At 63.6% G+C, this 24336-nt stretch carries 25 protein-coding genes and 1 tRNA gene; 17 read left to right on the top strand and 9 right to left on the bottom strand.

What is annotated here, in order from left to right:
- Positions 1 to 37 precede the first annotated feature (37 nt).
- The 4 genes from bioB (at position 38) to JaAD80_RS15355 (ending at position 5141) form a co-directional block, all read left to right on the top strand.
- Positions 38 to 1084, top strand: a complete 1047-nt coding sequence (bioB, locus tag JaAD80_RS15370) for a biotin synthase BioB (protein ID WP_046681747.1) — start codon at positions 38 to 40, stop codon at positions 1082 to 1084.
- Between the two features lie 160 nt (positions 1085 to 1244).
- Entirely contained in the window at positions 1245 to 3272 is a 2028-nt protein-coding gene (locus JaAD80_RS15365; protein WP_102295232.1) for an acetyl/propionyl/methylcrotonyl-CoA carboxylase subunit alpha, read from the top strand.
- Between the two features lie 11 nt (positions 3273 to 3283).
- A complete protein-coding gene (locus JaAD80_RS15360; RefSeq protein WP_102295231.1) occupies positions 3284 to 4216 on the top strand; it encodes a glyoxylate/hydroxypyruvate reductase A in 933 nt (310 codons plus the stop codon).
- A gap of 1 nt (position 4217) precedes the next feature.
- On the top strand, positions 4218 to 5141 hold the full coding sequence (locus tag JaAD80_RS15355; protein WP_102295229.1) for a hydroxymethylglutaryl-CoA lyase: 924 nt from the start codon (positions 4218 to 4220) through the stop codon (positions 5139 to 5141).
- A gap of 173 nt (positions 5142 to 5314) precedes the next feature.
- Here JaAD80_RS15355 and JaAD80_RS15350 read toward each other — a convergent pair.
- Positions 5315 to 5391: transfer RNA gene (locus tag JaAD80_RS15350), tRNA-Pro, on the bottom strand.
- A 205-nt stretch (positions 5392 to 5596) separates the two neighbouring features.
- Here JaAD80_RS15350 and JaAD80_RS15345 point away from each other — a divergent pair.
- From JaAD80_RS15345 to JaAD80_RS15335, 3 genes are all read left to right on the top strand, one after another.
- Positions 5597 to 6196, top strand: coding sequence for a hypothetical protein (locus tag JaAD80_RS15345; protein WP_102295227.1), 600 nt, complete (start codon positions 5597 to 5599; stop codon positions 6194 to 6196).
- Positions 6197 to 6259: 63 nt separating this feature from the next.
- Positions 6260 to 6871, top strand: coding sequence for a nucleotidyltransferase domain-containing protein (locus JaAD80_RS15340; RefSeq protein WP_258003011.1), 612 nt, complete (start codon positions 6260 to 6262; stop codon positions 6869 to 6871).
- Positions 6810 to 7247, top strand: a complete 438-nt coding sequence (locus tag JaAD80_RS15335) for a hypothetical protein (protein WP_102295224.1) — start codon at positions 6810 to 6812, stop codon at positions 7245 to 7247. The genes JaAD80_RS15340 and JaAD80_RS15335 overlap by 62 nt, the downstream gene beginning before the upstream one ends.
- Positions 7248 to 7252: 5 nt before the next feature.
- Here the strand turns inward: JaAD80_RS15335 and rsmI are convergent, their stop codons facing one another.
- A complete protein-coding gene (rsmI, locus tag JaAD80_RS15330; protein WP_102295222.1) occupies positions 7253 to 8161 on the bottom strand; it encodes a 16S rRNA (cytidine(1402)-2'-O)-methyltransferase in 909 nt (302 codons plus the stop codon).
- A gap of 165 nt (positions 8162 to 8326) precedes the next feature.
- On the opposite strand from rsmI, the gene JaAD80_RS15325 reads away from it, so the two are divergent.
- From JaAD80_RS15325 to JaAD80_RS15295, 7 genes are all read left to right on the top strand, one after another.
- Positions 8327 to 9538, top strand: coding sequence for a penicillin-binding protein activator (locus tag JaAD80_RS15325; RefSeq protein WP_102295221.1), 1212 nt, complete (start codon positions 8327 to 8329; stop codon positions 9536 to 9538).
- Between the two features lie 9 nt (positions 9539 to 9547).
- The gene (locus JaAD80_RS15320) at positions 9548 to 9907 is read left to right on the top strand and encodes a YraN family protein (protein ID WP_102295219.1); all 360 of its coding nucleotides are present in this window, start codon (positions 9548 to 9550) and stop codon (positions 9905 to 9907) included.
- Between the two features lie 57 nt (positions 9908 to 9964).
- A complete protein-coding gene (locus tag JaAD80_RS15315; RefSeq protein ID WP_102295211.1) occupies positions 9965 to 10561 on the top strand; it encodes a phosphoheptose isomerase in 597 nt (198 codons plus the stop codon).
- The gene (locus tag JaAD80_RS15310) at positions 10554 to 11240 is read left to right on the top strand and encodes a BON domain-containing protein (RefSeq protein WP_102295210.1); all 687 of its coding nucleotides are present in this window, start codon (positions 10554 to 10556) and stop codon (positions 11238 to 11240) included. The genes JaAD80_RS15315 and JaAD80_RS15310 overlap by 8 nt, the downstream gene beginning before the upstream one ends.
- 106 nt (positions 11241 to 11346) lie before the next feature.
- Positions 11347 to 11868, top strand: a complete 522-nt coding sequence (locus JaAD80_RS15305) for a peroxiredoxin (RefSeq protein ID WP_102295207.1) — start codon at positions 11347 to 11349, stop codon at positions 11866 to 11868.
- Positions 11869 to 12086: 218 nt separating this feature from the next.
- The gene (locus JaAD80_RS15300; protein WP_102295205.1) at positions 12087 to 12677 is read left to right on the top strand and encodes a sigma-70 family RNA polymerase sigma factor; all 591 of its coding nucleotides are present in this window, start codon (positions 12087 to 12089) and stop codon (positions 12675 to 12677) included.
- Entirely contained in the window at positions 12674 to 13369 is a 696-nt protein-coding gene (locus JaAD80_RS15295) for an anti-sigma factor domain-containing protein (RefSeq protein WP_102295204.1), read from the top strand. Before JaAD80_RS15300 ends, JaAD80_RS15295 begins: the two co-directional genes overlap by 4 nt.
- Before the next feature lie 103 nt (positions 13370 to 13472).
- On the opposite strand, the gene JaAD80_RS15290 is transcribed toward JaAD80_RS15295, so the two are convergent.
- Positions 13473 to 13895 (bottom strand): PaaI family thioesterase, encoded by a 423-nt coding sequence (locus JaAD80_RS15290; RefSeq protein ID WP_102295202.1) that lies wholly within the window; start codon positions 13893 to 13895, stop codon positions 13473 to 13475.
- A gap of 103 nt (positions 13896 to 13998) precedes the next feature.
- Entirely contained in the window at positions 13999 to 15156 is a 1158-nt protein-coding gene (locus JaAD80_RS15285; RefSeq protein WP_102295201.1) for a PepSY domain-containing protein, read from the bottom strand.
- A gap of 146 nt (positions 15157 to 15302) precedes the next feature.
- On the opposite strand from JaAD80_RS15285, the gene JaAD80_RS15280 reads away from it, so the two are divergent.
- Together JaAD80_RS15280 and JaAD80_RS15275 are read left to right on the top strand one after the other, a co-directional pair.
- A complete protein-coding gene (locus JaAD80_RS15280) occupies positions 15303 to 15647 on the top strand; it encodes a hypothetical protein (protein WP_146012401.1) in 345 nt (114 codons plus the stop codon).
- A 95-nt stretch (positions 15648 to 15742) separates the two neighbouring features.
- Positions 15743 to 17932, top strand: coding sequence for a TonB-dependent receptor (locus tag JaAD80_RS15275; RefSeq protein ID WP_102295198.1), 2190 nt, complete (start codon positions 15743 to 15745; stop codon positions 17930 to 17932).
- A gap of 205 nt (positions 17933 to 18137) precedes the next feature.
- Here JaAD80_RS15275 and JaAD80_RS15270 read toward each other — a convergent pair whose 3' ends face one another.
- The 4 genes from JaAD80_RS15270 to JaAD80_RS15255 all read right to left on the bottom strand — a co-directional run bounded on the left by JaAD80_RS15270 (position 18138) and on the right by JaAD80_RS15255 (position 22263).
- The gene (locus tag JaAD80_RS15270) at positions 18138 to 18800 is read right to left on the bottom strand and encodes a uracil-DNA glycosylase (protein ID WP_102295196.1); all 663 of its coding nucleotides are present in this window, start codon (positions 18798 to 18800) and stop codon (positions 18138 to 18140) included.
- A gap of 144 nt (positions 18801 to 18944) precedes the next feature.
- Entirely contained in the window at positions 18945 to 19961 is a 1017-nt protein-coding gene (gene lipA, locus JaAD80_RS15265; RefSeq protein WP_102295194.1) for a lipoyl synthase, read from the bottom strand.
- A 38-nt stretch (positions 19962 to 19999) separates the two neighbouring features.
- Positions 20000 to 20716: a lipoyl(octanoyl) transferase LipB gene (gene lipB / locus JaAD80_RS15260; RefSeq protein WP_102295193.1), complete on the bottom strand. Its 717-nt coding sequence runs from the start codon at positions 20714 to 20716 to the stop codon at positions 20000 to 20002.
- An 80-nt stretch (positions 20717 to 20796) separates the two neighbouring features.
- Positions 20797 to 22263 carry a PLP-dependent aminotransferase family protein gene (locus tag JaAD80_RS15255; RefSeq protein WP_102295191.1) on the bottom strand — a complete coding sequence of 489 codons (1467 nt, stop codon included), beginning with the start codon at positions 22261 to 22263 and terminating at the stop codon, positions 20797 to 20799.
- 118 nt (positions 22264 to 22381) lie between these two features.
- On the opposite strand from JaAD80_RS15255, the gene JaAD80_RS15250 reads away from it, so the two are divergent.
- Positions 22382 to 23587, top strand: a complete 1206-nt coding sequence (locus JaAD80_RS15250) for a multidrug effflux MFS transporter (RefSeq protein ID WP_102295190.1) — start codon at positions 22382 to 22384, stop codon at positions 23585 to 23587.
- On the opposite strand, the gene JaAD80_RS15245 is transcribed toward JaAD80_RS15250, so the two are convergent.
- Positions 23580 to 23876, bottom strand: a complete 297-nt coding sequence (locus JaAD80_RS15245) for a DUF493 family protein (protein WP_086140485.1) — start codon at positions 23874 to 23876, stop codon at positions 23580 to 23582. The genes JaAD80_RS15250 and JaAD80_RS15245 overlap by 8 nt on opposite strands.
- Positions 23877 to 24336 lie beyond the last annotated feature (460 nt).

Genomic DNA, 24336 nt, shown 5'->3' with positions numbered 1-24336 from the left:
ATTAATCGTATCCAAAAATAGAAGCGAAGGAATCACCATGTCCGTAGTCCAAGAAGCAGCAAAAACCGTCGAACTGCACCGTCCGGCTGCACGCATCACCCTGCCGGAAGCGGCCACCTGGCCCATCGATGATGTGCTGGCCCTGTTCGACCTGCCGTTCAATGACCTGATGTTCAAGGCCCAGCAAACCCACCGCATCAACTTCCCCGATGGCGACGTGGAACTGGCGACCCTGCTGTCGATCAAGACGGGCGGCTGCGAGGAAGACTGCGGCTACTGCCCGCAGGCGGCCCGCTACGACACGGGCGTGGAAGCGAAAAAAATCCTCGACATCGACACGGTGCTCGACGCGGCCCGCCAGGCGAAAGCCAACGGTGCCACGCGCTTCTGCATGGGCGCCGCCTGGCGCGGCCCGAAAGACCGCGACATGGACAAGGTCGAGGAAATGGTCAGCAAAGTCAAAGCGCTGGGCCTGGAAACCTGCGCCACCCTGGGCATGCTGGAAGAGGGACAAGCGGACCGCCTGAAAAACGCCGGTCTGGATTTCTATAATCACAACCTCGATACGGCGCCCGAGTTCTACGACAACGTCATCTCCACGCGCGAATACCAGGACCGCCTCGATACCCTGGGCCGCGTGCGCGAAGCAGGCTTGAAAGTGTGCTGCGGCGGCATCGTCGGCATGGGCGAGACGCGTCTGCAACGCGCGGGCCTGATCGCCCAACTGGCGAACCTCAATCCATATCCGGAATCGGTACCCGTCAACCACCTGGTGCAGGTGGAAGGCACGCCTTTGTTTGGCCTGGAAGCGCTGGACCCGTTCGAATTCGTGCGCACCATCGCCGTGGCCCGCATCACCATGCCAAAGGCGCGCGTGCGCTTGTCGGCAGGCCGCCGCCAGATGGGCGAAGCCGTGCAGGCCATGTGCTTCCTGGCTGGCGCCAACTCCATCTTCTACGGCGACAAGCTGCTCACCACCGACAACCCGGAAGCGGAAGACGACCGCGTCTTGCTCGGTAAGCTGGGCTTGCAGACGCGCGGCGCCATGCTTGAATCGGTGCAGAAAGAGAAGTGCGGCTGCTGATGACAGCCTTGTCGGGTTACGCCGTGCCGGCTAACCCGACCTACGAATACCGCCTCACCAATGCGTAGGTCGGCTTAGCGCAAAGCGCGTAAGCCGACACGCCAGCAGACAAGGTCCGCCAAGAGACAGCTGCCCCTTTTTGAGAGAATAGAGAGAGACCATGTTCACTAAAATCCTGATCGCCAACCGCGGCGAAATCGCTTGCCGTGTCGCCGCTACCGCGCGCCGCATGGGCATCCAGACCGTCGCCGTGTATTCGGAGGCGGACGCCAACGCCAAGCACGTCGCCGTGTGCGATGAAGCCGTCTTGATCGGTCCCGCGCCGGCCAAGGAAAGCTATCTGTGCGGCGAGAAGATCATCGCCGTGGCGCTGGCGACAGGTGCGCAGGCGATCCACCCCGGCTACGGCTTTTTGTCCGAGAACGCCGACTTCGCCGACGCCTGCGCCTCTGCCGGCCTGGTCTTCATCGGCCCGCCGGCATCGGCCATGCGCGCCATGGGTTCCAAGTCGGCGGCCAAGTCGCTGATGGAAAAAGCCAATGTGCCACTGGTGCCTGGCTACCACGGCGAAGAACAGGATGCGGACTTCCTGCACGGCCAGGCCGACAAGATCGGCTACCCGGTGCTGCTGAAGGCCTCGGCCGGCGGTGGCGGCAAGGGCATGCGCGTCATCGAGAACAGCGCCGATTTCAAGGCCGCGCTGGCCTCGTGCAAGCGCGAAGCGATCAGCTCTTTCGGCGACGACAAGGTGCTGGCCGAGAAATATCTGTCGCGTCCGCGGCATATCGAAATCCAGGTGTTCGCTGACACGCTCGGCAACTGCATCTACCTGTTCGAGCGCGATTGCTCGGTACAGCGCCGTCATCAAAAGGTGCTGGAAGAAGCACCGGCGCCGGGCATGCCGGCAGAGCGCCGCGCGGCCATGGGCGAAGCGGCCGTTGCCGCCGCCAAGGCCGTCGGCTATGTCGGCGCGGGCACGGTGGAATTCATCGCCAACCAGGATGGTTCGTTCTACTTCATGGAAATGAACACGCGCCTGCAGGTCGAGCATCCGGTGACGGAAATGATCACCGGTACCGACCTGGTGGAATGGCAGTTGCGCGTCGCCTTTGGCGAACCGCTGCCGAAAAAACAAAGCGATTTGACCATCCACGGCCACGCCATCGAGGCGCGCATCTATGCGGAAAATCCGGAGAAGGGCTTCCTGCCATCGATCGGCACCCTGCGCCACATGCAGTCGCCTTCGGCCGTCACGTTCGAACTCGGTGGCACGGTGGTGCCGGCCGCCGTGCGCATCGATTCGGGCGTGCGCGAGGGCGACGCCATTTCGCCATTCTACGATCCGATGATCGCCAAGCTGATCGTCTGGGGCGCCGACCGCCGCGAGGCACTGGCGCGCATGGCCCAGGCGCTGGCCGATTACCAGATCGTCGGCCTGGCCAGCAATATCGCCTTCTTGAAACGCCTGGTCGAAGGCCAGGCGTTTGCCAGCGCGGACCTCGACACGGGCCTCATCGAGCGCAATCAGGCGTCGCTGTTCCCCGCCTTGCAGGCGGCGCCCGACACGGCCCTGGCGCTGGCGTCCGTGGCCCTGCTGCTGGAAGAAAAAGCGGCGGCCGAAACGCAATCGGCCAACCGCGCCGACCCGTGGGGCAATGCCCTGGGCTGGCGTTTGAACAGCACCCTGGGGCGCAGCCTGTCGTTCGCCGATGAATTCACCTTGGCCAGCGACAACAAGGCCTATGCGGCGCGCATCGCCTACAAGACGGATGGATGGCTGTTCAACGGCCAGCCCCTCTCCCTGACGGCGCACACAGGCAACGAGCTGCACATCAAGCTGGGTGAACGGGCCGTGCACGGCACCGTGCGCCGCGACGGCGAACAGTTCCACGTGTTTACCGGCGGCTTGCACCATACCTTGCATTACAACGATCCGATGGCGCATGCGGGCGAAGTGGAAGCGGAAGGCGGGCGCCTGACGGCGCCGATGCCGGGCAAGGTGGTCGCCGTACTGGTGAACAAGGGCCAGGACGTCAAGAAGGGCGAGCCGCTGGTCATCATGGAAGCGATGAAGATGGAGCACACGATCGCCGCGCCGCACGACGGCCTGGTGGAAGACGTGCTGTATGCGGTCGGCGACCAGGTGGCCGATGGCGCGCCGCTGCTGGCCTTCAAGGCAGCCGCATAAAGGCAGCCACCATGCGCATCCTGTTACAACGTTCGGACGGCAAGGAGGCGGCGTGGATCAGCGACCTGCGCGACTTGCTGCCCGAGGCCGAAATCCATTTCTGGCGCGAAGGCGAAGCGGTTGAACCATGCGACTACGCCGTCGTGTGGCAGCCGCCCGCCGCCATGCTGCCCGAGCTGGCCAAGGTCAAAGCCATTTTCAATACGGGTGCCGGCGTCGACGCGCTTTTAAAGTTCGGCGACGCGCTGCCGGACCACGTGCCGCTCGTGCGCCTCGACGACGCGGGCATGGGCGTGCAGATGGCCGAATATGTGAGCCACGCCGTGCTGCGCCACTTCCGCCGTTTCGACGATTACGAGGCGCAGGGCCGCGCCGGCATCTGGCAGCCGCTGCCCGCGTTCGACAAGGCGGATTTTCCCGTCGGCGTGCTGGGCATGGGCGTGCTGGGCACGCGCGTGCTCGATGCGCTGGCACAGTTCGAGTTTCCCCTGCGTGGCTGGAGCCGCAGCCAGAAACACATCGATGGCGTGGACTGCTTCGCCGGCGAGGAGGGACTCGACGCCTTTTTGCGCGGCACGCGCGTACTGGTATGCATGCTGCCGCTCACGCCGGACACGCACAACCTGCTCGACCGCACCCGCCTGTCGATGCTGCTGCCGGGCGCCTACATCATCAACGTGGCGCGCGGCGCACATATCGCCGAACCGGATTTATTGACCTTGATCCGCTCGGGGCATATCGCCGGCGCCACGCTCGACGTGTTCCGCAACGAGCCGCTGCCGCAGCAGCACCCGTTCTGGCAAGAACCCCGCATCACCATCACGCCGCATATTTCGGCCGCCACCCTGCGCCGCGAAAGCGTGGCGCAGATCGCCGCCAAGATGCGCCGCCTGCAAGCCGGAGAAGTGGTTGCCGGCATCGTCAACCGTTTGCAAGGATACTGAAATGAATGCTCAAGCTAGTTTGCCGAAACAGGTCAAGATCGTCGAAGTGGGCCCGCGCGACGGCCTGCAAAACGAGAAGGAAACCATCAGCGCCGCCGTGAAGATCGAGCTGGTCGACCGCCTGACCCAGGCCGGCTTCGCCAATATCGAGGCGGCGTCCTTCGTCTCGCCGAAATGGGTGCCGCAGATGGCCACCAGCGCGGAAGTGATGGAGAGAATCGCGCGCCGCCCCGGCACGATGTACTCGGCGCTGACGCCGAACATGCAAGGCTTTGACGCAGCGCTGGCGGCGAAGGCCGATGAAGTGGTGATCTTCGGTTCCGCCTCGGAGGCCTTCTCGCAAAAGAACATCAACTGCTCCATCGCCGAGTCGATCGCCCGCTTCGAAGGCGTGGCCAAGGCGGCCAAGCAGCACGGCCTGCGCCTGCGCGGCAGCATCAGCTGCGCCTTCGGCTGCCCGTACCAGGGCGACGTGCCGCTCGACGCCGTGGCCGACGTGGTGGGCCGCATGCGCGACCTCGGTTGCGACGAGATCGACATCGCCGACACCATCGGCGTGGCCACGCCAAGAAAGACGCAGGCGGTGATGGAACGCGCGATTGCCGCCTTCCATGTGGGCGGGCTGTCCGGCCACTTCCACGACACCTACGGCCAGGCGCTGGCGAATATCTACGCCAGCCTGGAAACAGGCATCGCGATTTATCACTCGTCCGTCTCGGGCCTGGGCGGCTGCCCGTACGCCAAGGGCGCCACCGGCAACGTGGCCACCGAAGACGTGCTGTACATGATGCAGGGCCTGGGAATAGACACCGGCATCGACCTGGACCTGGTGGTCGACGCGGGGCAGTTCATTTCGCAGCAGCTGGGGCGCAAGGGTTCCAGCCGCGCGGGCAATGCCATCGCGGCGAAGCGCGCAGCTGTGTAGGTCGGATTAGCGCGCAAGCGCGTAATCCGACGCCACCAAGGACATAGCCAACACTGTTGTCGGGTTACGCGCTGCGCGCTAACCCGACCTACCCGACCGCCCCCGGCGTACGTGAACCGTACAGGCGAAAAAAAACCCAAGAGCCGAAGCTCTTGGGTTTTTTTCTACAAATTTGGTCGGAGTACAAGGATTCGAACCTTGGACCCCCTGGTCCCAAACCAGGTGCGCTACCGGGCTGCGCCACACTCCGAAGACCAAGATAATACAGGCCGTATCGACTTCGGTCAAGGGTCAGGTGAAACTCTGTGTAAATTATTTACGCGCGGCACTCGGATGCATGTATTTTTCAAAACGATTGAAGTATGCGACACTGGCTTGGCAAGTTTTCCCGATCAGACATGAAGGCGACAACGGCAATGGAGTTCAGGATAGAAAGAAACGACGGTGGCCGGCCCATGCCGAACCGCCGCGGCATCGTGCTGGGCATCGCCGTGTCCTTGCTGCTGCATGGCGCCTTGATCTACCTGTGGCGCCATGTGCAGCCGGCAGCGCGGATGGACACGGCCCCGCGTGTGGAATCGATCGCCGTATGGATACGTCCGCTGGCCGCCAAGCCTCCCCCGCCCCCGCCGCCCGTCGAAGTCGCCAAGCCGAAGCGTGAACCCAAGCCCATCAGCAAGCCGAAACTCGGCACTGTCCGGGAAACGCCGCCGGCCGCCACGGCGCCAGCATCGAGCCCGCAAGCCATCACGGTGGTGCCGGCATCACCGGCCACGCCGGCGGCCAGTCCCGATACCATCACGCAAGAGACGCCAAAATTCGACATGGAAGCGGCCAGGAAAACGGCGCGCAAGATGGCCGGCGAGCGCGATCCATCCAAGGTGGGTACGGCCGTGGGGCAAATCCCCGACAAGCCGCTGCAAACGGAAACCCAGCTGGCGCGCGACATCGCGCAAGGCAAGCGCGGCGATTGCCGCACCGCCTACTCAGGCGCAGGCTTGCTGGCGCCCGTGATGATGTTGCTGGATAAGAAGGATAGCGGCTGCAAGTGGTGAAGAAGATTGACTATACCCATATTGGGTACTAACATACCCAATATGGGTATCTATGCAGACACATTGTTTTCCAAGACACAGCAACGCGTGCTGGCCTTGCTCTTTGGCCAGGCGCAACGCTCTTTCTATGCGAATGAAATCATCGCCTTCGCGGCCATCGGTTCGGGTTCAGTGCAACGCGAGCTGGCCAAGCTGGTGAAATCGGCCCTGGTCACGGTGAAAAAGGTGGGCAACCAGAAGCATTACCAGGCGAATCACGATGCGCCGATATTCGACGAGCTGCGCAGCATCGTACTGAAAACCTTCGGCGTGGCCGATGTGCTGCGCGTTGCGCTGCAGTCGCACTGGCAGGAAATCGACTTGGCTTTCGTGTATGGTTCCATGGCCAAGGGCACGGAACAGGCGCACAGCGATATCGACCTGATGGTGATCGGCAGCATGGCATCAAACGCCCAGTTACTGACGGCCTTGCAGCCAGTGCAGCAGCAACTGGGGCGCAGCATCAACCCGACCTTGTACACGCCAGAAGAATGGCGGCAGAGAATAGACGAGGGCAAGTCGTTCGTCGTGCGCATCCTCGAACAGCCCAAGATTTTTGTCAAAGGGGGCGACGATGAATTCATCAAGCTCGCAAGCGCTGGCGAATCTGGCGCGCATCGGCCAGCTCAAGGCTGAGCCACCCGACGCCCGCGAACGGGCCGGCTTGCTGCGCTCGGCCACCGTGCGCCTGCGTGACGCCAGACAGGTGATACTGTCGCTGGAAAGCCGCTTCGACCTGGCGTATAACGCGGCGCATGCGGCCGCCTTGTCTGCGCTGCGCCAACATGGTTATCGCAGCGACAACCGCTATCTCGTTTTCCAGAGTCTGGAACACACCTTGGGTTTCACGCCACAGCAGTGGCTACTATTAAGCCAGGCGCACAAGAAGCGCAACCTGGCCGAATACGAAGGCGAGCTCGATGTCACGGCAGGCTTTGTCGATGAGCTGATCGCACATGTGGAACTGTTACTCGTGGCGGCAAGGGCGCTCAATGTCCAGCCGCCATCCTGATTCCCTTATTCCTGCCCCTTCAACTGCAACGCCCGCTCATACAGGGCATTCTTCTTGCGGCGCGTGATCTGCGCCGTCAGGTTCGCCGCCTGCTTGACACTGCACTCGGCCAGCAGGATGTTGAGGATGCGCTCCGCTTCCACGTCTTCCGCGTCCTGTGCTTCCGTGGCGCCTTCCAGCAGGACAACGAATTCTCCCTTTTCGCGGTGCGCGTCGGCGCGTATCCAGCTTTCCGCCTCGGACAAGGGGCAGCGGTGGATTTCCTCGAACAGTTTCGTCAGTTCGCGCGCGAACACCACCTGGCGCGTCGGCTCGAACGCTTCGGCCAGGGCCGTGGCGCAATCGAGGATGCGGTGCGGCGCTTCATAAAACACCATCGTCGCCGTCACGCCGCGCAAGCTGTGCAGCATGTTTTCACGTTGCTTGGCCTTGGCCGGCAGGAAGCCGACAAAGTAAAACTGGTCATTCAACAGGCCACTGGCGGAAATGGCGGTGATCGCCGCCGAGGGGCCGGGCAGGGGCAGCACGCGCAGGCCGGCCGCGCGCACGGCGTCGACGATGCGCGCGCCCGGGTCGGAGACGGCGGGCGTGCCCGCGTCGGACACCAGCGCGATGCGTTCGCCGGCATGCAGGCGGGCAATCAGGGTTTGCGCCACTTCCCGTTCGTTATGTTGATGCGCCGCAATTAACGGCTTGTTCAGGCCAAAGCGCGTCAACAGGTGCGCCGTGTTGCGCGTATCTTCACAGGCGACGGCATCGGCAAGGCTCAGCAAATGCAGCGCGCGCAGGCTGATATCGGTCACATTGCCGATCGGCGTGGCCACTATATACAATGTTGCGATAGGATAGACCTGGTGCGCCGCCTCTGTCATGATGGGCAGGCTGGCGATGGAACTGATTTCTTGTACGGTCATTTTGGAGGTTAAATGCTTGCTAATAGTGTGAAGTTACTGCTTGTTTGTGCCGCGACCGGCATGCTGAGCGCTTGCAGCACGCCTTGCGACGCGCCCGGGCAATTGTGCGCGCCTATTGAATCTAACACAAGGCCGCTACCACCACCGAAGCCACTGCCGCCGCCCGTGCCGCCGAAACCGCCGGCGCCGGAGCCCGTCACCTTTGCCGTGGCCGTGCCCGATATTACCGCCTACGACAGCAACGGCGCCCCGTTGGCGCCCATCAATACCAAGCCGGCCACCGGCACCGCGCTCGACATGCCGGCCGCCACGGCGCCGGCGCCGGCCGACGGCAAGGTCCATCACATCGGCCTGCTCTTGCCGCTACGCTCGGCTTCCCTGGGGCCGGCCGCCGAACTGCTGCGTGCCGGCTTCATGGCCGCATATGAGCGTGACCGCAGCGGCTTTGAGGTGACGGTGATCGACACGGGCGACGGCAGCAGCGACGTGCTGAACAAATTTGCGCAAGCGCAGGAAGAGCAGGACATCGTCGTGGGTCCCCTGTCGCGCTCGGCCGTCACGGCCGTGGCGAACAGCGACCTGGTACGCAAGCCAACCATCGCCCTGAACCACCCGGACAACCGCGGCGAAGCGCGCCTGCCGGCAAAAATGCTTGTCATGGGCCTGTCGATCGAGGCGGAAGCACGCCAGGTCGCAGCCTGGGCCGCCAGCGAACAGCCGGGTGCCAGCGCGCTGATCCTGTCGGCCGGCTCGCCCTCGCAGCGCCGCACCAGCGCCGCCTTCAAGCAGGAATGGCTGCGTCAGGGCGGCAAGATCGAAACGATGGACCTGACGGCGACAAACGGCTACCTGAGCGACGCTGAACTGGTGCAACTGCGCGCGCGCCTGGCCGCCACGCCGCCAGGCCTGCTGTTTGCCGCACTCGACGCCGACCAGGCGCGCCAGCTGCGCGTGGCCATCGGCAGCGACTTGCCCCTGTATGGCACCTCGTCCCTGAATCCCGGCGCCGGGCGCGGCGCCAGCGGTCCTGAACTCGACGGTGCGCGGCTGCTGGACTTGCCATGGCAAGTGCAGCGCGACCATCCGCAAGTGATGGTGTACCCGCAGCCGCCGCAACCGGCCGATGCCCGTTTGACGGCCGACATGGAACGCCTGTACGCGCTGGGCATCGATGCCTTCCGCGTGGCGCGCGAAGTGGCGCTGCGGCCAAATGCGCCATTCACGCTCGATGGCGTGACGGGCCGCCTGGCCGTGCGTTTCGAGGATGGCCAGACGGTGTTTGAACGCACGGAACAAGCCGCCACCTACCAGCAGGGCGCACTCGGCACCTGGCCGCCGGCCGCGCCCACGCCCGTCGCCTTGCCGCAGGCAGAATAAGGACACGCCATGTCGCCAGCGTCCACGCAAGACAGGCAGGAACGGGGGCGGCAGGCGGAAGATGCCGCGCTCGCGTATCTGCTGGCGCAGGGCTTGCTGCTGGTGCAACGTAATTATTTGTGCCGGGGTGGCGAACTCGATCTGATCATGCGCGATGGCGCCAGCGTCGTCTTCGTCGAGGTGCGGCTGCGCAGCGGCGCGCGCTTCGGCGGCGCCCTGGCCAGCATCACGCCGGCCAAGCAGCGGCGCATGGTGCTGGCCGCGCAAACCTGGCTGCTGGGCCAACAGCGCTTGCCGGCCTGCCGCTTCGACGCGCTGTGCATCGACGGCGGGCGCATCAGCTGGCTGAAAAACATCCTGGATATGTAAGCATTTTTAACAGTGCTTGTTCGCCATGCCGCGCGCCTGCACTATAATCGGCAGACTATGAATAATCAACGCATCCTCTCGCACTTCCACGAAAGTGCCGAAATCAAGATCCAGTCCGCCACCGTACTGGCGCAACCGATTGCGCAGGCGATCGAGCTGATGTTTTACGCCCTGTCCAACGGCAACAAGATCCTCGCTTGCGGCAATGGCGGTTCCGCCGCCGACTGCCAGCATTTTGCCGCCGAACTGGTGGGCCGCTTCGAACGCGAGCGCTTTCCGCTGCCAGCCCTGGCGCTGACGACGGATACCTCGATCCTGACGGCCGTGGCGAATGACTACAGCTATCGCGAGATCTTCTCGAAACAGGTGCAGGCCTTCGGCCAGGCTGGCGACATCCTGCTGGCCATTTCCACGTCGGGCAATTCGGCCAACGTGATGGCCGCCGTGGAAGCGGCGCTCGAGCGCGAAATGCGCGTCGTGGCGCTGACGGGCAAGGACGGCGGCGCCATCGGCAAGATGCTGACGGATGCCGACGTGCATATCTGCGTGCCGGCCGAACGCACGGCGCGCATCCAGGAAGTCCATCTGACCACCATACATTGCATCTGCGACGGCATCGACGTCGCGCTATTCGGAGGAGACGTGAATGACTAAATTCGGTACTGGCCCAGGCTGGAAACGCGTACAACGCCCGCTGGCCACCGCCCTGTTGTGCGGTGCCATGCTCACTTCGCTCACCGGCTGCATCGAACTGATGGTCGGCGGCGCGGTGATGGGCGGCGTCGCCGCGGCGGACCGCCGCACCCTGGGCGCGCAGACCGAAGACAAGTCGATCGCCCTGAAAGGCGAGTCGCGCATTCCTTCCATCGTCGGCGACGTGGGCCATGTCAATGTCACCAGCTTCAACCGCCGCGTCCTGCTGACGGGCGAAGTGCGCGATGAAGCGATGAAAAATGCCGTCGAGCGCGAAGTGCGCAATATCGAAGGCGTGGAATCGGTGGCGAATGAACTGATCATCGCCGGTCCCGCCAGCTATACCTCGCGCTCGAACGACGCGCTGATCACGGGCAAGGTCAAGGCGAGCCTGGTAGACATGAAAACCATCTCGGCCGCCTCGTTCAAGGTCGTCACGGAAAACGGCACCGTCTTCCTGATGGGCCGCGTGACCCAGCGCGAAGGCACCGTCGCCTCCGACGTGGCGCGCGGCGTGAGCGGCGTGCAGAAAGTGGTCAAGCTGTTCGACTACATCTCGGAAGCGGAACTCAAGCAACTGCAGCCGGAAGCGCCGCAGCAGCGCACCACCAGCACGGTCAGCGATACGGTCCAGCAGTAAGCGTCGTCTCCGCCGTTTGACCTACAGCAAGGACGCCACGATACGGCTACAATAGCCGCATCGTGGCGTCTGTGCCGCGCTTTTCAAGTGACTTATTCAACTCGACATGTCAACTTCGCCATCCGCCAGCAAGTCCTGGATCAAGCCAGCCCTCATCGCCGTCTTCGTCGCGGGCGTGGCAGCGGCTGCTTATCTGTCGCTGAACGACAAGCAAAGCGCGCCGGACGTGACCTTCCATGGCATCCACGGCGAGAAAATCACCTCGGCGAGCCTGCGCGGCAAGGTCGTGATGGTCAATTTCTGGGCCACCTCGTGCACCACCTGCGTGGCGGAAATGCCGGACATGGTCGATACCTACAACAAGTACAAGGGGCAGGGCCTGGAATTCGTGGCCGTGGCCATGAAATACGATCCGGCCAACTATGTGCTGAACTTTGCCGAAACGCGCCAGCTGCCCTTCAAGGTGGCGCTCGACGTGACGGGCGAAGCGGCCAAGGCCTACGGCGACGTGGCCCTGACGCCGACCACCTTCGTGCTCGACAAGCAGGGCAAGATCCTCAAGCGCTATGTGGGCAAGCCCGAGTTTGCCGAACTGCACAAGCTGCTGGAAAAGGCCATCGCCGGATAAACGTCGCACATAAGCTGCTGCGCGTCGCCATTTGCAGCCTGCGATGCTCACTGTGCTCAGGCGCAGTTCCGCTTCTCTGCCGCAACTCACTTCCGCTCGCTACGCTTTTGCGGGGCGTTGAAGGCGATGAGAACACGGCATAAAACCTTGTTGCTAAGAATTACTAATTTGTTATAACCTTCCCATGCGTGATCCCACTCACCTTGTGAAGGCCAGCCGTGTCCCTAGCCGCTCAACCGCCCGACCCGCAACAACTCAAAACCTGGCTGCTTGCCGCCGGCAACAAGGACGCCATCGCGTTCCGTCAGCTATATAACTGCACATCATCGAAACTGTTTGGCTTCGCGCTGCGTATATTGCATAAGCAAGAGCTCGCTGAAGAAGCCTTGCAAGAGGGGTTCGTCGCCATCTGGAACAACGCCGCCACATACCAGAGCCATCTGGCGGCGCCGATGACCTGGATGGCCACCATCGTGCGCAACAAGGCGTTCGATGTGCTGCGGCGCAGCGACGATACCGTGGAAATCGATGCCGACCAGTTTGATAGTGAAGTCATGAACGCACTCCGAGACCCCCAGGCCACGCCGATCGAATCGCTGCAGATGAGCGGTGATGCCAAGGCGCTGGCGTTTTGCATGTCCGCCCTGGAAGGGCTGCACCGGCAGGTGGTTGCGCTGGCGTACTACCATGACCTGTCGCACAGCGAAGTGGCGCAGCAGATGTCGCTGCCGATCGGCACCGTGAAGACCTGGATACGCCGCAGCCTGGAACGGCTGCGCACGTGCCTGGCAAAACGGGAGGCATCATGAATATCCGTGGCAACGACACCCTGCGCCAGAAACTGGCGTCCGAATACGTGCTGGGCACCCTGAAAGGGGGCGCGCGGCGGCGTTTCGAAGGCTGGCTGCACAACGACGCCGATTTGCGCAATATCACGGCGGAATGGCGCCAGCGCCTGGAACCGATGGCCGAATTCGCCACGCCGGTGGCACCGCCCAAGCGCGTGTGGAAGCAGATCGAGCAGCGTTTGCACCTGGCGCCGCAAGGCGGCTGGGCCCTGTGGCGCGATTCGCTGTCATTCTGGCGTTCGCTGGGCATGGCCTCGAGCGCCATCGCCGCGCTGCTGGTGATCGTCGTGGCCACGCGCATGCTGGATGCGCCACAGATCAGCTATGTCGCCAGCCTGACGGACGAGAAAGCGCAAACGGCCCTGCTGCTGACAGCCGACAGCCGGCACGGCGCCCTCGACGTGCGCATGGTGGGCAACGCGCCGGTGCCGAGCAATAAGGATCTGGAACTGTGGGCCGTGCCGAAGAGCGGCAATCCGCGCTCTCTCGGCTTGCTGGCCGACAAGGGCAGCGTAAAACTGGCCCTGTCCGAACGCGCCATCGGCAACGACGTGGCCCTGCTGGCCGTCACCCTGGAGCCGAAAGGCGGTTCGCCCGATCCGAATGGACCGACGGGACCGATTTTGTATAAAGGTAACTGGGTGAAAATCTAGCAAACCCAAAAGCAAGGGCCGGGGTCAGTCCCTTCGGGATCGGAATTTGCCCCATTGGGGCAAATTCCCCCTGCAGGGTACGACCCCGGATTTTGCCCTTGGGTTATTTAGGATACAGAATCATCTGCGTGCAGCGAAACAGGGCAATCGTCTTGCCCGTGTCCTTGCTTTTCACCACGGCATCCCACACTTGCGTGTTGCGGCCCTTGTGCTCGACCTTGGCCGTGCAGGTGAGCGTGCCTTCGCGGGCTGTGCCCAGGTGGTTCGATTTGAGTTCGATGGTGGTGAAGTTCGTCGCGCCTTCCGGCAGGTTGACGATGCAGCCATAGCCGGAAGCCGTATCGGCCAGGGTCACCACGCTGCCCGCGTGCAGATAGCCATTCGGCGCCAGCAAATGCGGCAGCACGGGCAGTTCCGCCGTCAGCTGGCCGTCGCCCACTTCCGTGATGACGATGCCCAGGTGGCCGGGCAAACGGCCCACGCCGCGTTCATTCAGTAGTGCTACGGTGATCTCGGGATGGCTCATGGTCTCTGCTTTTCCTTGTTGTCGTGAGGATGCCGGACAGCGCAAAGGCTGCCGGAAACTACTATGATGATAGCAACTTTTCCCGTATCAGTTTGGCGGCCGCTTATTTCCGGGGACGCCGCCGTTTCCACCAGACGAGAGTCCCCGTCAACATGAACAGCAGCGGCATCAGGCCAAAGGCGGTAATAAAAGTGCGCCCGCCCACGCCGAACGCCTGGCCCGAATGCAGGGGGAATTGCCAGCCTAGGAAGCGTTCGCCATATGGCGCCGTCAGCGGGTCGCGGATGCGCAGGGCCTGGCCGCTGCGCGCATCCAGGGTGATGCGCGTGGCGCCGTCGCCCTGCGCGATCTCGTCGGGCTGGCGCACGCGGATCTCGTATGGCTGGTCCTGCTTCGTCGGCAGCACGATGCGCGAGACGCGCGCCTGCGGATACAGCTGCTGCGCGGCGGCCATGGCCTGGCCCGCATCGAGCACGGCGCCGTCGTGTTGTGCATTTTTCAGTTTCGCCGTGTCCGGCACTGTCGACACCAGGTCCACCAGCGGCACCACCAGCTGCGGCAAATTGAAATAGATGCCGGAAAAGGCCAGCACGACCAGCACGGGCGCGGCAAAGAAGCCGGCCGCCTTGTGCAGCGAATAATTAAAGCGCGGCCAGGAGCCGCCGTGCGACACCGTCAGGGCGCGCCTGATCGCCGTCCACTGCAGGCGCGGCCACCACAGATAGATGCCGCTGATGGCCATCAGCAGCAGCATCACGCCGGAAATGCCGGTAATCGTCTTGCCCACCTCGCCCGACAGCAGATAGCGGTGCAGATGAAACATGCCCGACATCAGCAATGGCCGCGTGAGGCCGAAACGGCCCCAGTCGCGCTCGCCTTTGACTTGCAAAGTATAGGGGTCGACCATCACCTGGCGCACGATGGCCTGGCGCAACGGCGATGGCTTGCCCGCCTGGCGGTACGAAGCCATGTACACGTCGCGCGCATCGGCCGGCGGATTGATCTGGCTCGGCTTGCCATAAGCAGGGTCGGCGGCCAGCCGCTCCACCACCATTTGCAGCGTGCGCGGCGTCACCTGGAAGACCTGGCCCGGCGCCGGGTTGCTGGCCTGCAACAGGCTGGGGTTCAGATATGCATCGAGCTCGGGCATCCAGGCGATGGCAGAACCCGTCAAGCCCAGCAGGACGAACAGCGTGCCGAACCACAGGCCGGCATACAGGTGCAACTTGGCGAACAAGTACTTGATCGGGCGTTGGGACATGGGAGGCAAGGAGGCTGTGGGAATTTTGGGCTGCGGAACGATAGCATGAAAGCAGGGGCGTGAAAAACATTATCCGGCGCTTGCATAAAGCAAATGAATTGCAACAAGCGCTGACAGCGACGGGTTTTTCTTGCTACTATTCGCCCATGTCTTCCCGCCAGCCCACCCGCAAGCTTGCTCATCACGGTGCCGCCGCCTTTGCGCGCACGCCGTGGCGTTTGTGCGTGGCCCTGTTCAGTGCGCTGGCCCTCGTGTTCCTGCTGTCGACGGCCGCCTCGCACCTGCACAAGACCAGCCTGGACGCGGAAGAGTGCGCGCTGTGCGCCACCGTCATCGACAAGGTTGCCGATATCGCCGTGCCGCCGGTCATCGCCGAGCCGCCGGCCCAGTTATTGCCGTACCGCTTGCTGGCCATCGCGCCAGCCACTGTGGCGCCTGTCGCCATCCTCGCCTTGCCGCCCGTGCGCGGCCCGCCTGCCATCTCTCTGTAGTTCCCACGCTGTTTTTCTTTTTTGCAGGCTCCACCGCCGCGTTCTCGTTCTGACGCGTGCCGTGCCGCCTGGCGTCGACTATTTTGAGGTTTATCATGCAACACACACCACGCTTGAGCGCGTTGTCGCTCGCCCTTGCCAGCCTGTTTACCGTTTCCGCCCATGCCGCCGAGCCTGCGGATGCGGCCATCGCCGTTGCCGATACCACGGCCGCGACGGCAGCCGATGCTGCGCCGCAAGCCATGCAGACGGTGGAAGTCACGTCCGCCCACCTGAAAAGCGCGCGCATCGAGCTGTCGCCGAAAGTCGGCACCACCATCTACAGCATCGACAGCCACATGGTCGGCATGCTGGGGCAAGGTGACAACACGCCGTTCAATGAAGTGCTGCTGCGCCTGCCGGGCGTGTCGCAGGATTCGAAAGGTTCGGGCGCCCTGCACGTACGCGACGACCATGCCAACGTGCAATACCGCATCAATGGCGTGCAACTGCCGGAAAGCATCAGCGGCTTCGGCCAGTCGATCGACACGCGCCTGATCGACAAGACGGACTTCATCACGGGCGCCTTGCCGGCCCAGTTCGGCCTGCGCACGGCCGGCATCGTCGACATTGAAACAAAAGAGGGCGGCATGACGCCAGGCGGACGCATCGGCATCCTGGTGGGCAGCCACGACCACGTGGAGCCGAGTGCCGAATTTTTCGGCAGCGTCGGCAAGTTCAATTACTACCTGTCCGGCAGCTATCTGGGCAATGCGCTGGGCGTGGAAAACCCGCAAGACACGCGCAGCGCCCTGCACGACAAGACGCGCCAGAACAAAACCTTCGGCAGCCTGTCGTATTTCCTCGATGACAATACGCGCCTGGGCGCCATGTTCGGCACCTATAACGGCCGCTTCCAGATCCCGAACAATCCGGACCAGGCGCCGGGCTTTTCGCTTGCCGGCCACAGCGATGCACAGGCGGGCACGTCCACCTTGCCGTCGTCGCAGCTCGATGAAAACCAGCGCGAAGTGAACCGCTTCCTCGTCGTCTCGCTGCAAAAAAGTCTGGGCGACATCAATTACCAGCTGTCCGCCTTCCACCAGTATTCGGAACTGCACTTCACGCCCGATCCCATTGGCGACCTGATCTACAACGGCGTGGCGTCCGACTCGCGCCGCTCGAACAGCGCGTCCGGTGCCCAGTTCGACATCAGTTATAAACTGCACCAGGATCACACCCTGCGCGCGGGCCTGGCCTACACGCGCCAGAAAACCACGAGCGACAACATGGTGGCCGTGTTCCCGGCGATCGATGGCGCGCAATCGTCCACCACGCCGATCACGGTGCTGGACAACAGCGGCAAGACGGGTACCCTGGCCAGTGTTTATCTGCAGGATGAATGGCATATCAGCAAGCCGCTGACCCTGAACTATGGCGCCCGCTTCGACAAGGTCTCGGCCTACACCAGCGAGCAGCAATGGAGTCCGCGCGTCAACCTCGCGTATCAGCTGGCGCCCGGCACGGCCGTGCACGCGGGCTATTCGCGCTATTTCACGCCGCCGCCGCAGGAACTGGCCGCACAAGGCAGCATCGACCTGTACGCCAACACGACGAATGCACCGGAAATCGGCCAGTCCGACAACGTCAAGGCCGAGCGCACGCATTACTACGACGTCGGCATCAGCCACCAGGTCAATTCCAAACTGACCTTGACGGCCGATGTGTATTACAAAAAAATCAGCAATCTGCTGGACGAAGGCCAGTTCGGCCAGGCATTGATTTTGACGCCGTTCAACTACGCGGACGGCTACGCCAAGGGCCTGGAATTGTCGGCTATTTACAGCGAGAAAAACTGGGGCCTGTTCCTCAACGCCAGCACGCAAAAGGCCCAGGGACGCAACATCAATTCCGGCCAGGCCCTGTTTGGCGCCGATGAGTTGAACTACATCAGCTCCCACTATGTCTATCTCGATCATGACCAGAAATACACGATGTCAGGCGGCGGCCACTACCATTTCGGCGATTCGCAAGTGAGCGCTGACTTCCTGTACGGCAGCGGCCTGCGGCTGACCCCGGACGGCGGCGCACCGAATTCCGGCCATCTGCCCAGCTATTTCACCGTCAACACGGCGCTCACGCACACGTGGAAAAACACGCCTGTCGGCAAAGTCGAGGGACGCTTGGCCCTGATCAACCTGTTCGACAAATCGTATCTGCTGCGCGACGGTTCCGGCGTCGGCGTGGGTGCGCCGCAGTACGGCGCGCGCCGCAGTTTCTATGCGGGTTTATCAACAAGCTTCTAACAACAGCTGGCAAAACCGTAGCGGGCGGATGTGCGTTGTGCTTGAGACGCGGCACGGTGCGTATGCACGGAACGCCAGGTCAGCGAGCATCGGAAAGCGCGACGCGCGACGCGCAGCAGGTTTTGATAGATGTTCTCAGAGTTACGCGCGAAGACAGCGGCAGGGAGCAACGCCTGCCGCTGTCGGCTGCCGTACCATTTCATCATCATGCCCAGGCGATGGCTTTCTGGCCATGCGCCTGCAAATACGCATTCGCCTGGCTGAACGGCTTGCTGCCAAAGAAACCTTTGCTTGCCGACAAGGGAGAAGGGTGCGGCGCCGCCAGCACCAGGTGCTTGCCGGGATCGATCAGGGTACGCTTGGCTTGCGCATAGCCGCCCCACAGAATGAAGACGAGGTTGTCGCGCTCGGCGGACAAATGCCGGATGGCGCTGTCCGTCAACTTTTCCCAGCCCTTGGCCGCGTGCGAACCGGCCGCCCCCGCGCGCACCGTCAATACGCTGTTGAGCAGGAACACGCCTTGCTCGGCCCAGTCGGACAAATCCGTGCGCGTGCGCTCGACGCCCATGTCGGTGGCTAATTCCTTGAAAATATTCTGCAGGCTCGGCTGCGCGGGATGACCGTCCGGCACGGAAAAGCACAAGCCCATGGCGGCGCCCGGCGTGTGGTACGGGTCTTGCCCGAGGATCACCACCTTGACCTGCTCGAACGGCGTCAGGTCGAAAGCGCGGAAGATGGCTTTACCGGGAGGAAAACACGGCCCCGCCGCGTACTCTTCCTTCACGAAGGCGGCCAGGCGCTCCCAGTACGGCTGGGCAAACTCGCGCTCCAGCCGCGCCTTCCACGATGCGTCGATGCGTACGTCCATCACTCACCTCATAGCTTATCCATCAACCATGCTTTTTCAGCACGCCAGTATAGGACGCCCGGCCGCATGAGGCGGGCACGATACGGACAGGCAAAAAAAAGCCGCCCGGCTCTACAGCGGGCGGCTTGATACGGCACAAGGTGCTTAAAAATTCAGCGCCGATTCCACGCCGGCGCTGTGCGCCTGTTCATCCGCGTGGTACGAGCTGCGCACCATGGCGCCCACGGCGGCGTGGGTGAAGCCCATTTTGTATGCTTCTTCCTCGAACATTTTAAACACGTCCGGGTGCACGTAGCGGCGCACGGGCAAGTGGCTGTTCGATGGCGCCAGGTACTGGCCGATGGTCAGCATGTCGATGTCGTGCTCGCGCATGTCGCGCATCACTTGCAGGATTTCCTCGTCCGTCTCGCCCAGGCCCACCATGATGCCGGACTTGGTCTTCACGTCCGGGTACATGGCCTTGAAGTCTTTCAGCAGTTTCAGCGAGTGCAGGTAGTCGGAGCCGGGACGCGCTTCCTTGTACAGGCGCGGCGCCGTTTCCAGGTTGTGGTTCATGACGTCAGGCAAGCCATCCTTGAACAGGTTCAGGGCTTTTTCCAGGCGGCCGCGGAAGTCGGGCACCAGCACTTCGATGCGGGTGTTCGGCGACAGGCCGCGCGTTTGCTGGATGCACTCGACGAAGTGGCCGGCGCCGCCGTCGCGCAGGTCATCGCGGTCGACGGAGGTGATGACGACGTAGTTCAGGCGCAGCTTGGCGATGGTTTTCGACAGGTTGGCCGGCTCTTCCTTGTCCAGCGGATCAGGACGGCCATGGCCGACGTCGCAGAACGGGCAGCGGCGCGTGCACTTGTCGCCCATGATCATGAAGGTGGCCGTACCCTTGCCGAAGCATTCGCCGATGTTCGGGCAGCTGGCTTCCTCGCACACCGTGACGAGTTTGTTTTCGCGCAGGATGTCCTTGATTTCATAGAAGCGCGTCGATGCCGACGCGGCCTTGACGCGGATCCAGTCCGGCTTTTTCAGGCGCTCGACTTGCTCGATCGGAATGATCTTGATCGGAATGCGCGACGTCTTGCTGGCGCCTTTTTGCTTTTCGCTCGGGTTGTACGCGGGAGCGGCGGTCGCGGCGGGGGCGGTGCTGGAAATGGTCTCAGAAGTCATGGCTGCAAGCCCTTGACGGGCGGTGTTGGTTTGTTTGCTCAGGCATCCGCTGCCTGAGGCGCGCCTGCGGCGCTGTTTGCTTCGCTTACATCGAGTAATACGGTCAATTCATGGGCCAGGGCCCGCTGCACCTCGGCCAGCGGCGCCACCACGCCCATGCTGCGCATGTCCACCGTCTTCAGGCCGGAATAGCCGCAGGGGTTAATCCAGGAAAACGGCGCCAGGTCCATCGCCACGTTGAGCGATACGCCATGGTAGGTGCAGCCGTTGCCGCGCACTTTCAAGCCCAGCGCGGCGATCTTCGCACCCTTGTCTGGCCCGCCGGCAATATAAATGCCAGGCGCGCCATCGATGCGCTCGCCAGCGAGATTATACGCCGCCAGCACGTTGATGATGGCTTGCTCGATTTTATGCACGAACTGGCGCGCATACAGCTTGCCGCCCGGCTTGTTGCGGCGCAAGTCCATCAGCAGGTAAATCACCACCTGGCCGGGGCCGTGGAAGGTGACTTCGCCGCCCCGGTCCGTCTGCACCACGGGGATCGCGTTTTCTTCAATCGCGGCGCCGGCCAGCAAATGGCCGCGGTCGGCCGCCAGTCCCAGGGTGAACACGGGCGGATGCTCGACGATCCACAGTTCGTCGCGCGTGTCCGTCGTGCGCGCATCGGTAAACGCGCGCATGGCGGCAAAGGTCGGCTCGTAATCGACGCGGCCCAGTTCGCGGATCAGCGCCGTTTCGGTGCGGGTGGTGGTCATGACAGATTCTGTGGTCAGCTGCCGGCGTCCCTGCGGACGCTGCGGCGAAGCCGTGATTATAAGCCAGGCCGCTGTTTCATTCAGGCGTTGGCCTCTGGCAACAGCAACCTGCCCAATTTTTGTGCAGCGTGGCGCACTTGCGCCAGGCTCAGGGCCGTGTAGCCCAGCAGCACGGCCGGCGCCAGCTGGGCGCCATGGCAAAAGTCGCCCAGCGGCTGCAGCGCCAGGCCGTCCTGCGCCGCGCGCGCGCAAAATGCGCGTTCGTCGCCGCCTGGCGCCAGCCACAGCACGCAATGAAAACCCGCTTGCTGGCCGGAAATGGTGTAGCGCCCGGGGGCGATCTGTTCCAGGCAGGCCAGCAGCAGGTCGCGCCGTTCCTTGTAGGCCAGCCGCGCCTGGCGCAAATGGCGCACGAAGGCGCCTTCTTCCATCCAGGCGGCCAGCGCCAGCTGTTCCGTGATGCCCACGGAGCGTCCCGTCAATTGCAAGGTGCGCAACAGCGGCGCGCGCAAGGCCGGTGGCAGGACCATGAAACCCACGCGCAGGCCGGCGAACAGCGTCTTGTTGAAGCTGCCGCAGTAAATCACGCGCTGGTACTGGTCGAGCGCCTTCAGGGCGGCCAGCGGGGCGCTCTGGTAATTGAATTCGCTGTCGTAATCGTCTTCCACCACCCAGGCGCCGCTGTCATTGGCCCATTCCAGCAAGGCCAGGCGGCGCGTGACGGACATGGTCACGCCCAGCGGCGACTGGTGCGCCGGCGTCACATAGGCGAGGCGGGCATCGCCATGCAGGCGCAGGGCGGCGCAATCGATGCCCTCGGCATCGACGGGAATGTCCACGGGCACGGCGCCGCAGAGGCCGAAGAGGGCGCGCGCGGCCGGGTAGCCGGGGTCTTCCAGGCAGATTTTGTCGCCATCGCGCACGACGCTGCGCGCCAGCAAGTCGAGCGCATGGCGGATGCCCGTGGTGACGATGATGTCTTGCGGGTCGCAGCGGATGCCGCGGTACTTGGCCAGGTAATCGGCCACCTGCTGGCGCAGCGGCAAGGCGCCGGCCGGATCGGCGCTGCACAGCTGCTCCGGCGTGGCGGCGGCCAGCGCCCGCGTGGCGCATTTGGACCAGGCGGCGACGGCAAACAGGCTGGCATCGGCGCGCCGCGCGACGAAAGGCAAGCCGTCGCGCACGCCCGTATCGGACACGGGTGCCGGCTGCGCCGCTGGTCCGGCCGGGATGGCGTCGCCCGCTTCCGCCATCAGGAAGCGTTCCGGCACCACGGCGCACACATGCGTGCCGGAACCGGGCACGCGCGTCACATACGCTTCCGCGTGCAGGCGGTCGAACACGGTTTCGATCGTGCCGCGCGACAATTCCCACCGCTCCGCCAGGGTGCGGCTGGACGGCAGACGGCTGCCGGCCGGCAGCAGCTTCGTCAGGATGGCCGAGCGCAGCGCTTCATAGGCGCCGTCCTGCTTGCTGACGCCTGCCTTGTCGAGCCAGCTGGTGGGGCGGGGCAAGTCCAGGGTGTGCGGTGATTTTCCTCGCGGCATGATGATGGTCGTCCAAGTGGTCCAATGAATTTTGTGATGACTGGCACTTCGCATTACACCACAACCATCTTACTCTCACCGTTCTGGTGCGTCTGCCATCTCTTGCTTATCGAAAAACATGAATCAACGAACAACACTTCCCCTGTGGGCCTGGGGCGCCATCGTGCTGCTGCTGGTGTGCCTGTCGCGCATCAGCATCGATATCTATTTACCTTCGCTGCCGGCCATGGCCGATGCCCTGCATGCCAGCGATGCGCAATTGCAACTGACCCTGAGCCTGTTCATGGCCGGCTCGGCCGCGTCGATGCTGGCCTGCGGGCCGCTGGCGGACCGCTGGGGCCGGCGTCCCGTGCTGCTGGCCGGCACGGCCATTTATGTGCTCGCCAGCATCGTCTGCACCCTGGCCACCGACGTCCACGTGCTGCTCGCCGCGCGCCTGCTGCAAGCGTTCGGCGGCTGCAGCGGCACCATCATCGGCCGGGTCATGGTGCGCGACCGCTTCGATCCCGCCACGCAGGCGCGCATGCTGGGGCAAATCTCGATGGTGATGGGCCTGTCGCCGATCCTGGCGCCGCTGGCCGGCAGCGTGCTCGACGCGGCCTTCGGCTGGCGCGCCGTGTTTGGCGTGCTGTGCGCGCTGGGGGCGCTGTCGCTGGGGCTGATCGCCGCATATGTGCCGGAAACCAAGCCAGCCGGCGTCGTGCCACAAGGAAATACCCTGGCGCTGTACCGGCGGCTGCTGGGCGAGCGCTATTTCCTGCGCTATGCGCTGGCCATCGGCTGTGTGTATTGCACCTATTTTCCCTTCATCGCGGAATCGTCGGTGCTGCTGCAACGGGGCATGCAGCTGTCGCCGCACGCCTATGCGCTGGTGTTCGCGCTGACGGTGAGCGGCTACATCGCGGGATCGAGCATGTTTCGCAAGCTGGGACCGCGCCTGGGCGCCGAGCACATGCTGGGGGTGGCGGTGCTGATCAATGTGGCGGGTGCGGCCAGTTTGCTGCTGGCCGGCAGCCTGGCGCCGCGCCACGTGGCCTCGCTGGTGGCGCCCATGCTGCTGGTGATGGTGTCGGTGGGCATGGCCATTCCGGCCTGCCAGCTGGCCGTGCTGCAGCCATATGGCGCCCAGGCGGGCAGCGCCTCGGGCCTGTTTTTCTTTGTGCAGATGGCCATCACGGCCGTCTGCGGCGCCATCATCGCCGCCATCACGGACGGCACGGAAAAACCGTTGCTATGGGTGACGGCGGCGGCCAGTGGCGCGTTTGCCGCCGTCTGGCTGCTCACGAAGAGCCGGGCCAGCGTGGCGGCAGCACGCCTTACATGACGATCTTCACCATCGGGTGGCCCGACAGCGCCGTGTACAGGGCGTCAAGCTGCTCGCGGCTGATGGCGCGCACGGTCACGGTCAGGCCCGTGTAATTGCCCTTGCCCGATGGACGCTCTTCCATGCGGCCCGCGTGGAAGGTCGGATCGTGGCTGATCACCAGTTCCAGCATGGTCGGCGCGAAGTCGACGTGCGTCGGGCCCATGATCTTGATGGGGAAGTCGCTCGGGTATTCGATCAGCGATTCGCTGGGCGGAATGATATGTTCGGTAGGAGGGGTGGTTTGCATGGGAATTCCAATCAGTGCCGGTCAGGACAGGCGGCGCGGCATACCTCGCGCGCGGCGGCTGCATAAAAGCGTATTGTAGCCAACTTTGGGGGCGGCTGCGCCCGTTGTGGCTGCGCCGGCGCCGCGCAAAAAAAAGCCAGCTGTGCAAGCTGGCAAAAACTATTTCGTTTGACCAAAATAGCCGGAAAATTGATGCTCTCGCACCACAAGGATTGCGCAGTTCCGCAATGATGCCACTGTAGACAAAACGCCGCCGCCTGGCCTGCGGCATGTGACGAACTGCCGCTTTGGCGGCATGAACGTCGCCCAGGCGCGACCAGGCGGGAGCGTGAAGTGGCGCGGGATGGCGGCTGGCGTCAGCGGTCCGCTTCCATCTGCCGGCCGTTCCGGCCAGGATTGCCGCGCTCGCCGCCGCGCTCATTGCCCCGTTCACGCGGCGGCGTGGCGCGCTCGGGCGCAC

Source organism: Janthinobacterium sp. AD80, assembly GCF_002878455.1.
Classification (GTDB): Bacteria; Pseudomonadota; Gammaproteobacteria; order Burkholderiales; family Burkholderiaceae_D; genus Janthinobacterium.
Note: the sequence above shows the minus strand (reverse complement) of the source record. Positions and strands in the feature narration are given on the sequence as shown.

Excerpts from the sequence above, each read along its gene's own strand:
- JaAD80_RS15255 (WP_102295191.1), bottom strand. The coding sequence starts at position 22,263 with ATGCCGCGAGGAAAATCACCGCACACCCTGGACTTGCCCCGCCCCACC.
- bioB (WP_046681747.1), top strand. The coding sequence starts at position 38 with ATGTCCGTAGTCCAAGAAGCAGCAAAAACCGTCGAACTGCACCGTCCG.
- lipB (WP_102295193.1), bottom strand. The coding sequence starts at position 20,716 with ATGACCACCACCCGCACCGAAACGGCGCTGATCCGCGAACTGGGCCGC.
- JaAD80_RS15335 (WP_102295224.1), top strand. The coding sequence starts at position 6,810 with ATGAATTCATCAAGCTCGCAAGCGCTGGCGAATCTGGCGCGCATCGGC.
- JaAD80_RS15360 (WP_102295231.1), top strand. The coding sequence starts at position 3,284 with ATGCGCATCCTGTTACAACGTTCGGACGGCAAGGAGGCGGCGTGGATC.
- JaAD80_RS15275 (WP_102295198.1), top strand. The coding sequence starts at position 15,743 with ATGCAACACACACCACGCTTGAGCGCGTTGTCGCTCGCCCTTGCCAGC.
- JaAD80_RS15270 (WP_102295196.1), bottom strand. The coding sequence starts at position 18,800 with ATGGACGTACGCATCGACGCATCGTGGAAGGCGCGGCTGGAGCGCGAG.
- JaAD80_RS15280 (WP_146012401.1), top strand. The coding sequence starts at position 15,303 with ATGTCTTCCCGCCAGCCCACCCGCAAGCTTGCTCATCACGGTGCCGCC.
- JaAD80_RS15250 (WP_102295190.1), top strand. The coding sequence starts at position 22,382 with ATGAATCAACGAACAACACTTCCCCTGTGGGCCTGGGGCGCCATCGTG.
- JaAD80_RS15310 (WP_102295210.1), top strand. The coding sequence starts at position 10,554 with ATGACTAAATTCGGTACTGGCCCAGGCTGGAAACGCGTACAACGCCCG.
- JaAD80_RS15315 (WP_102295211.1), top strand. The coding sequence starts at position 9,965 with ATGAATAATCAACGCATCCTCTCGCACTTCCACGAAAGTGCCGAAATC.
- JaAD80_RS15355 (WP_102295229.1), top strand. The coding sequence starts at position 4,218 with ATGAATGCTCAAGCTAGTTTGCCGAAACAGGTCAAGATCGTCGAAGTG.
- lipA (WP_102295194.1), bottom strand. The coding sequence starts at position 19,961 with ATGACTTCTGAGACCATTTCCAGCACCGCCCCCGCCGCGACCGCCGCT.
- JaAD80_RS15295 (WP_102295204.1), top strand. The coding sequence starts at position 12,674 with ATGAATATCCGTGGCAACGACACCCTGCGCCAGAAACTGGCGTCCGAA.
- JaAD80_RS15320 (WP_102295219.1), top strand. The coding sequence starts at position 9,548 with ATGTCGCCAGCGTCCACGCAAGACAGGCAGGAACGGGGGCGGCAGGCG.
- JaAD80_RS15245 (WP_086140485.1), bottom strand. The coding sequence starts at position 23,876 with ATGCAAACCACCCCTCCTACCGAACATATCATTCCGCCCAGCGAATCG.
- JaAD80_RS15345 (WP_102295227.1), top strand. The coding sequence starts at position 5,597 with ATGCCGAACCGCCGCGGCATCGTGCTGGGCATCGCCGTGTCCTTGCTG.
- JaAD80_RS15305 (WP_102295207.1), top strand. The coding sequence starts at position 11,347 with ATGTCAACTTCGCCATCCGCCAGCAAGTCCTGGATCAAGCCAGCCCTC.
- JaAD80_RS15365 (WP_102295232.1), top strand. The coding sequence starts at position 1,245 with ATGTTCACTAAAATCCTGATCGCCAACCGCGGCGAAATCGCTTGCCGT.
- rsmI (WP_102295222.1), bottom strand. The coding sequence starts at position 8,161 with ATGACCGTACAAGAAATCAGTTCCATCGCCAGCCTGCCCATCATGACA.
- JaAD80_RS15285 (WP_102295201.1), bottom strand. The coding sequence starts at position 15,156 with ATGTCCCAACGCCCGATCAAGTACTTGTTCGCCAAGTTGCACCTGTAT.
- JaAD80_RS15290 (WP_102295202.1), bottom strand. The coding sequence starts at position 13,895 with ATGAGCCATCCCGAGATCACCGTAGCACTACTGAATGAACGCGGCGTG.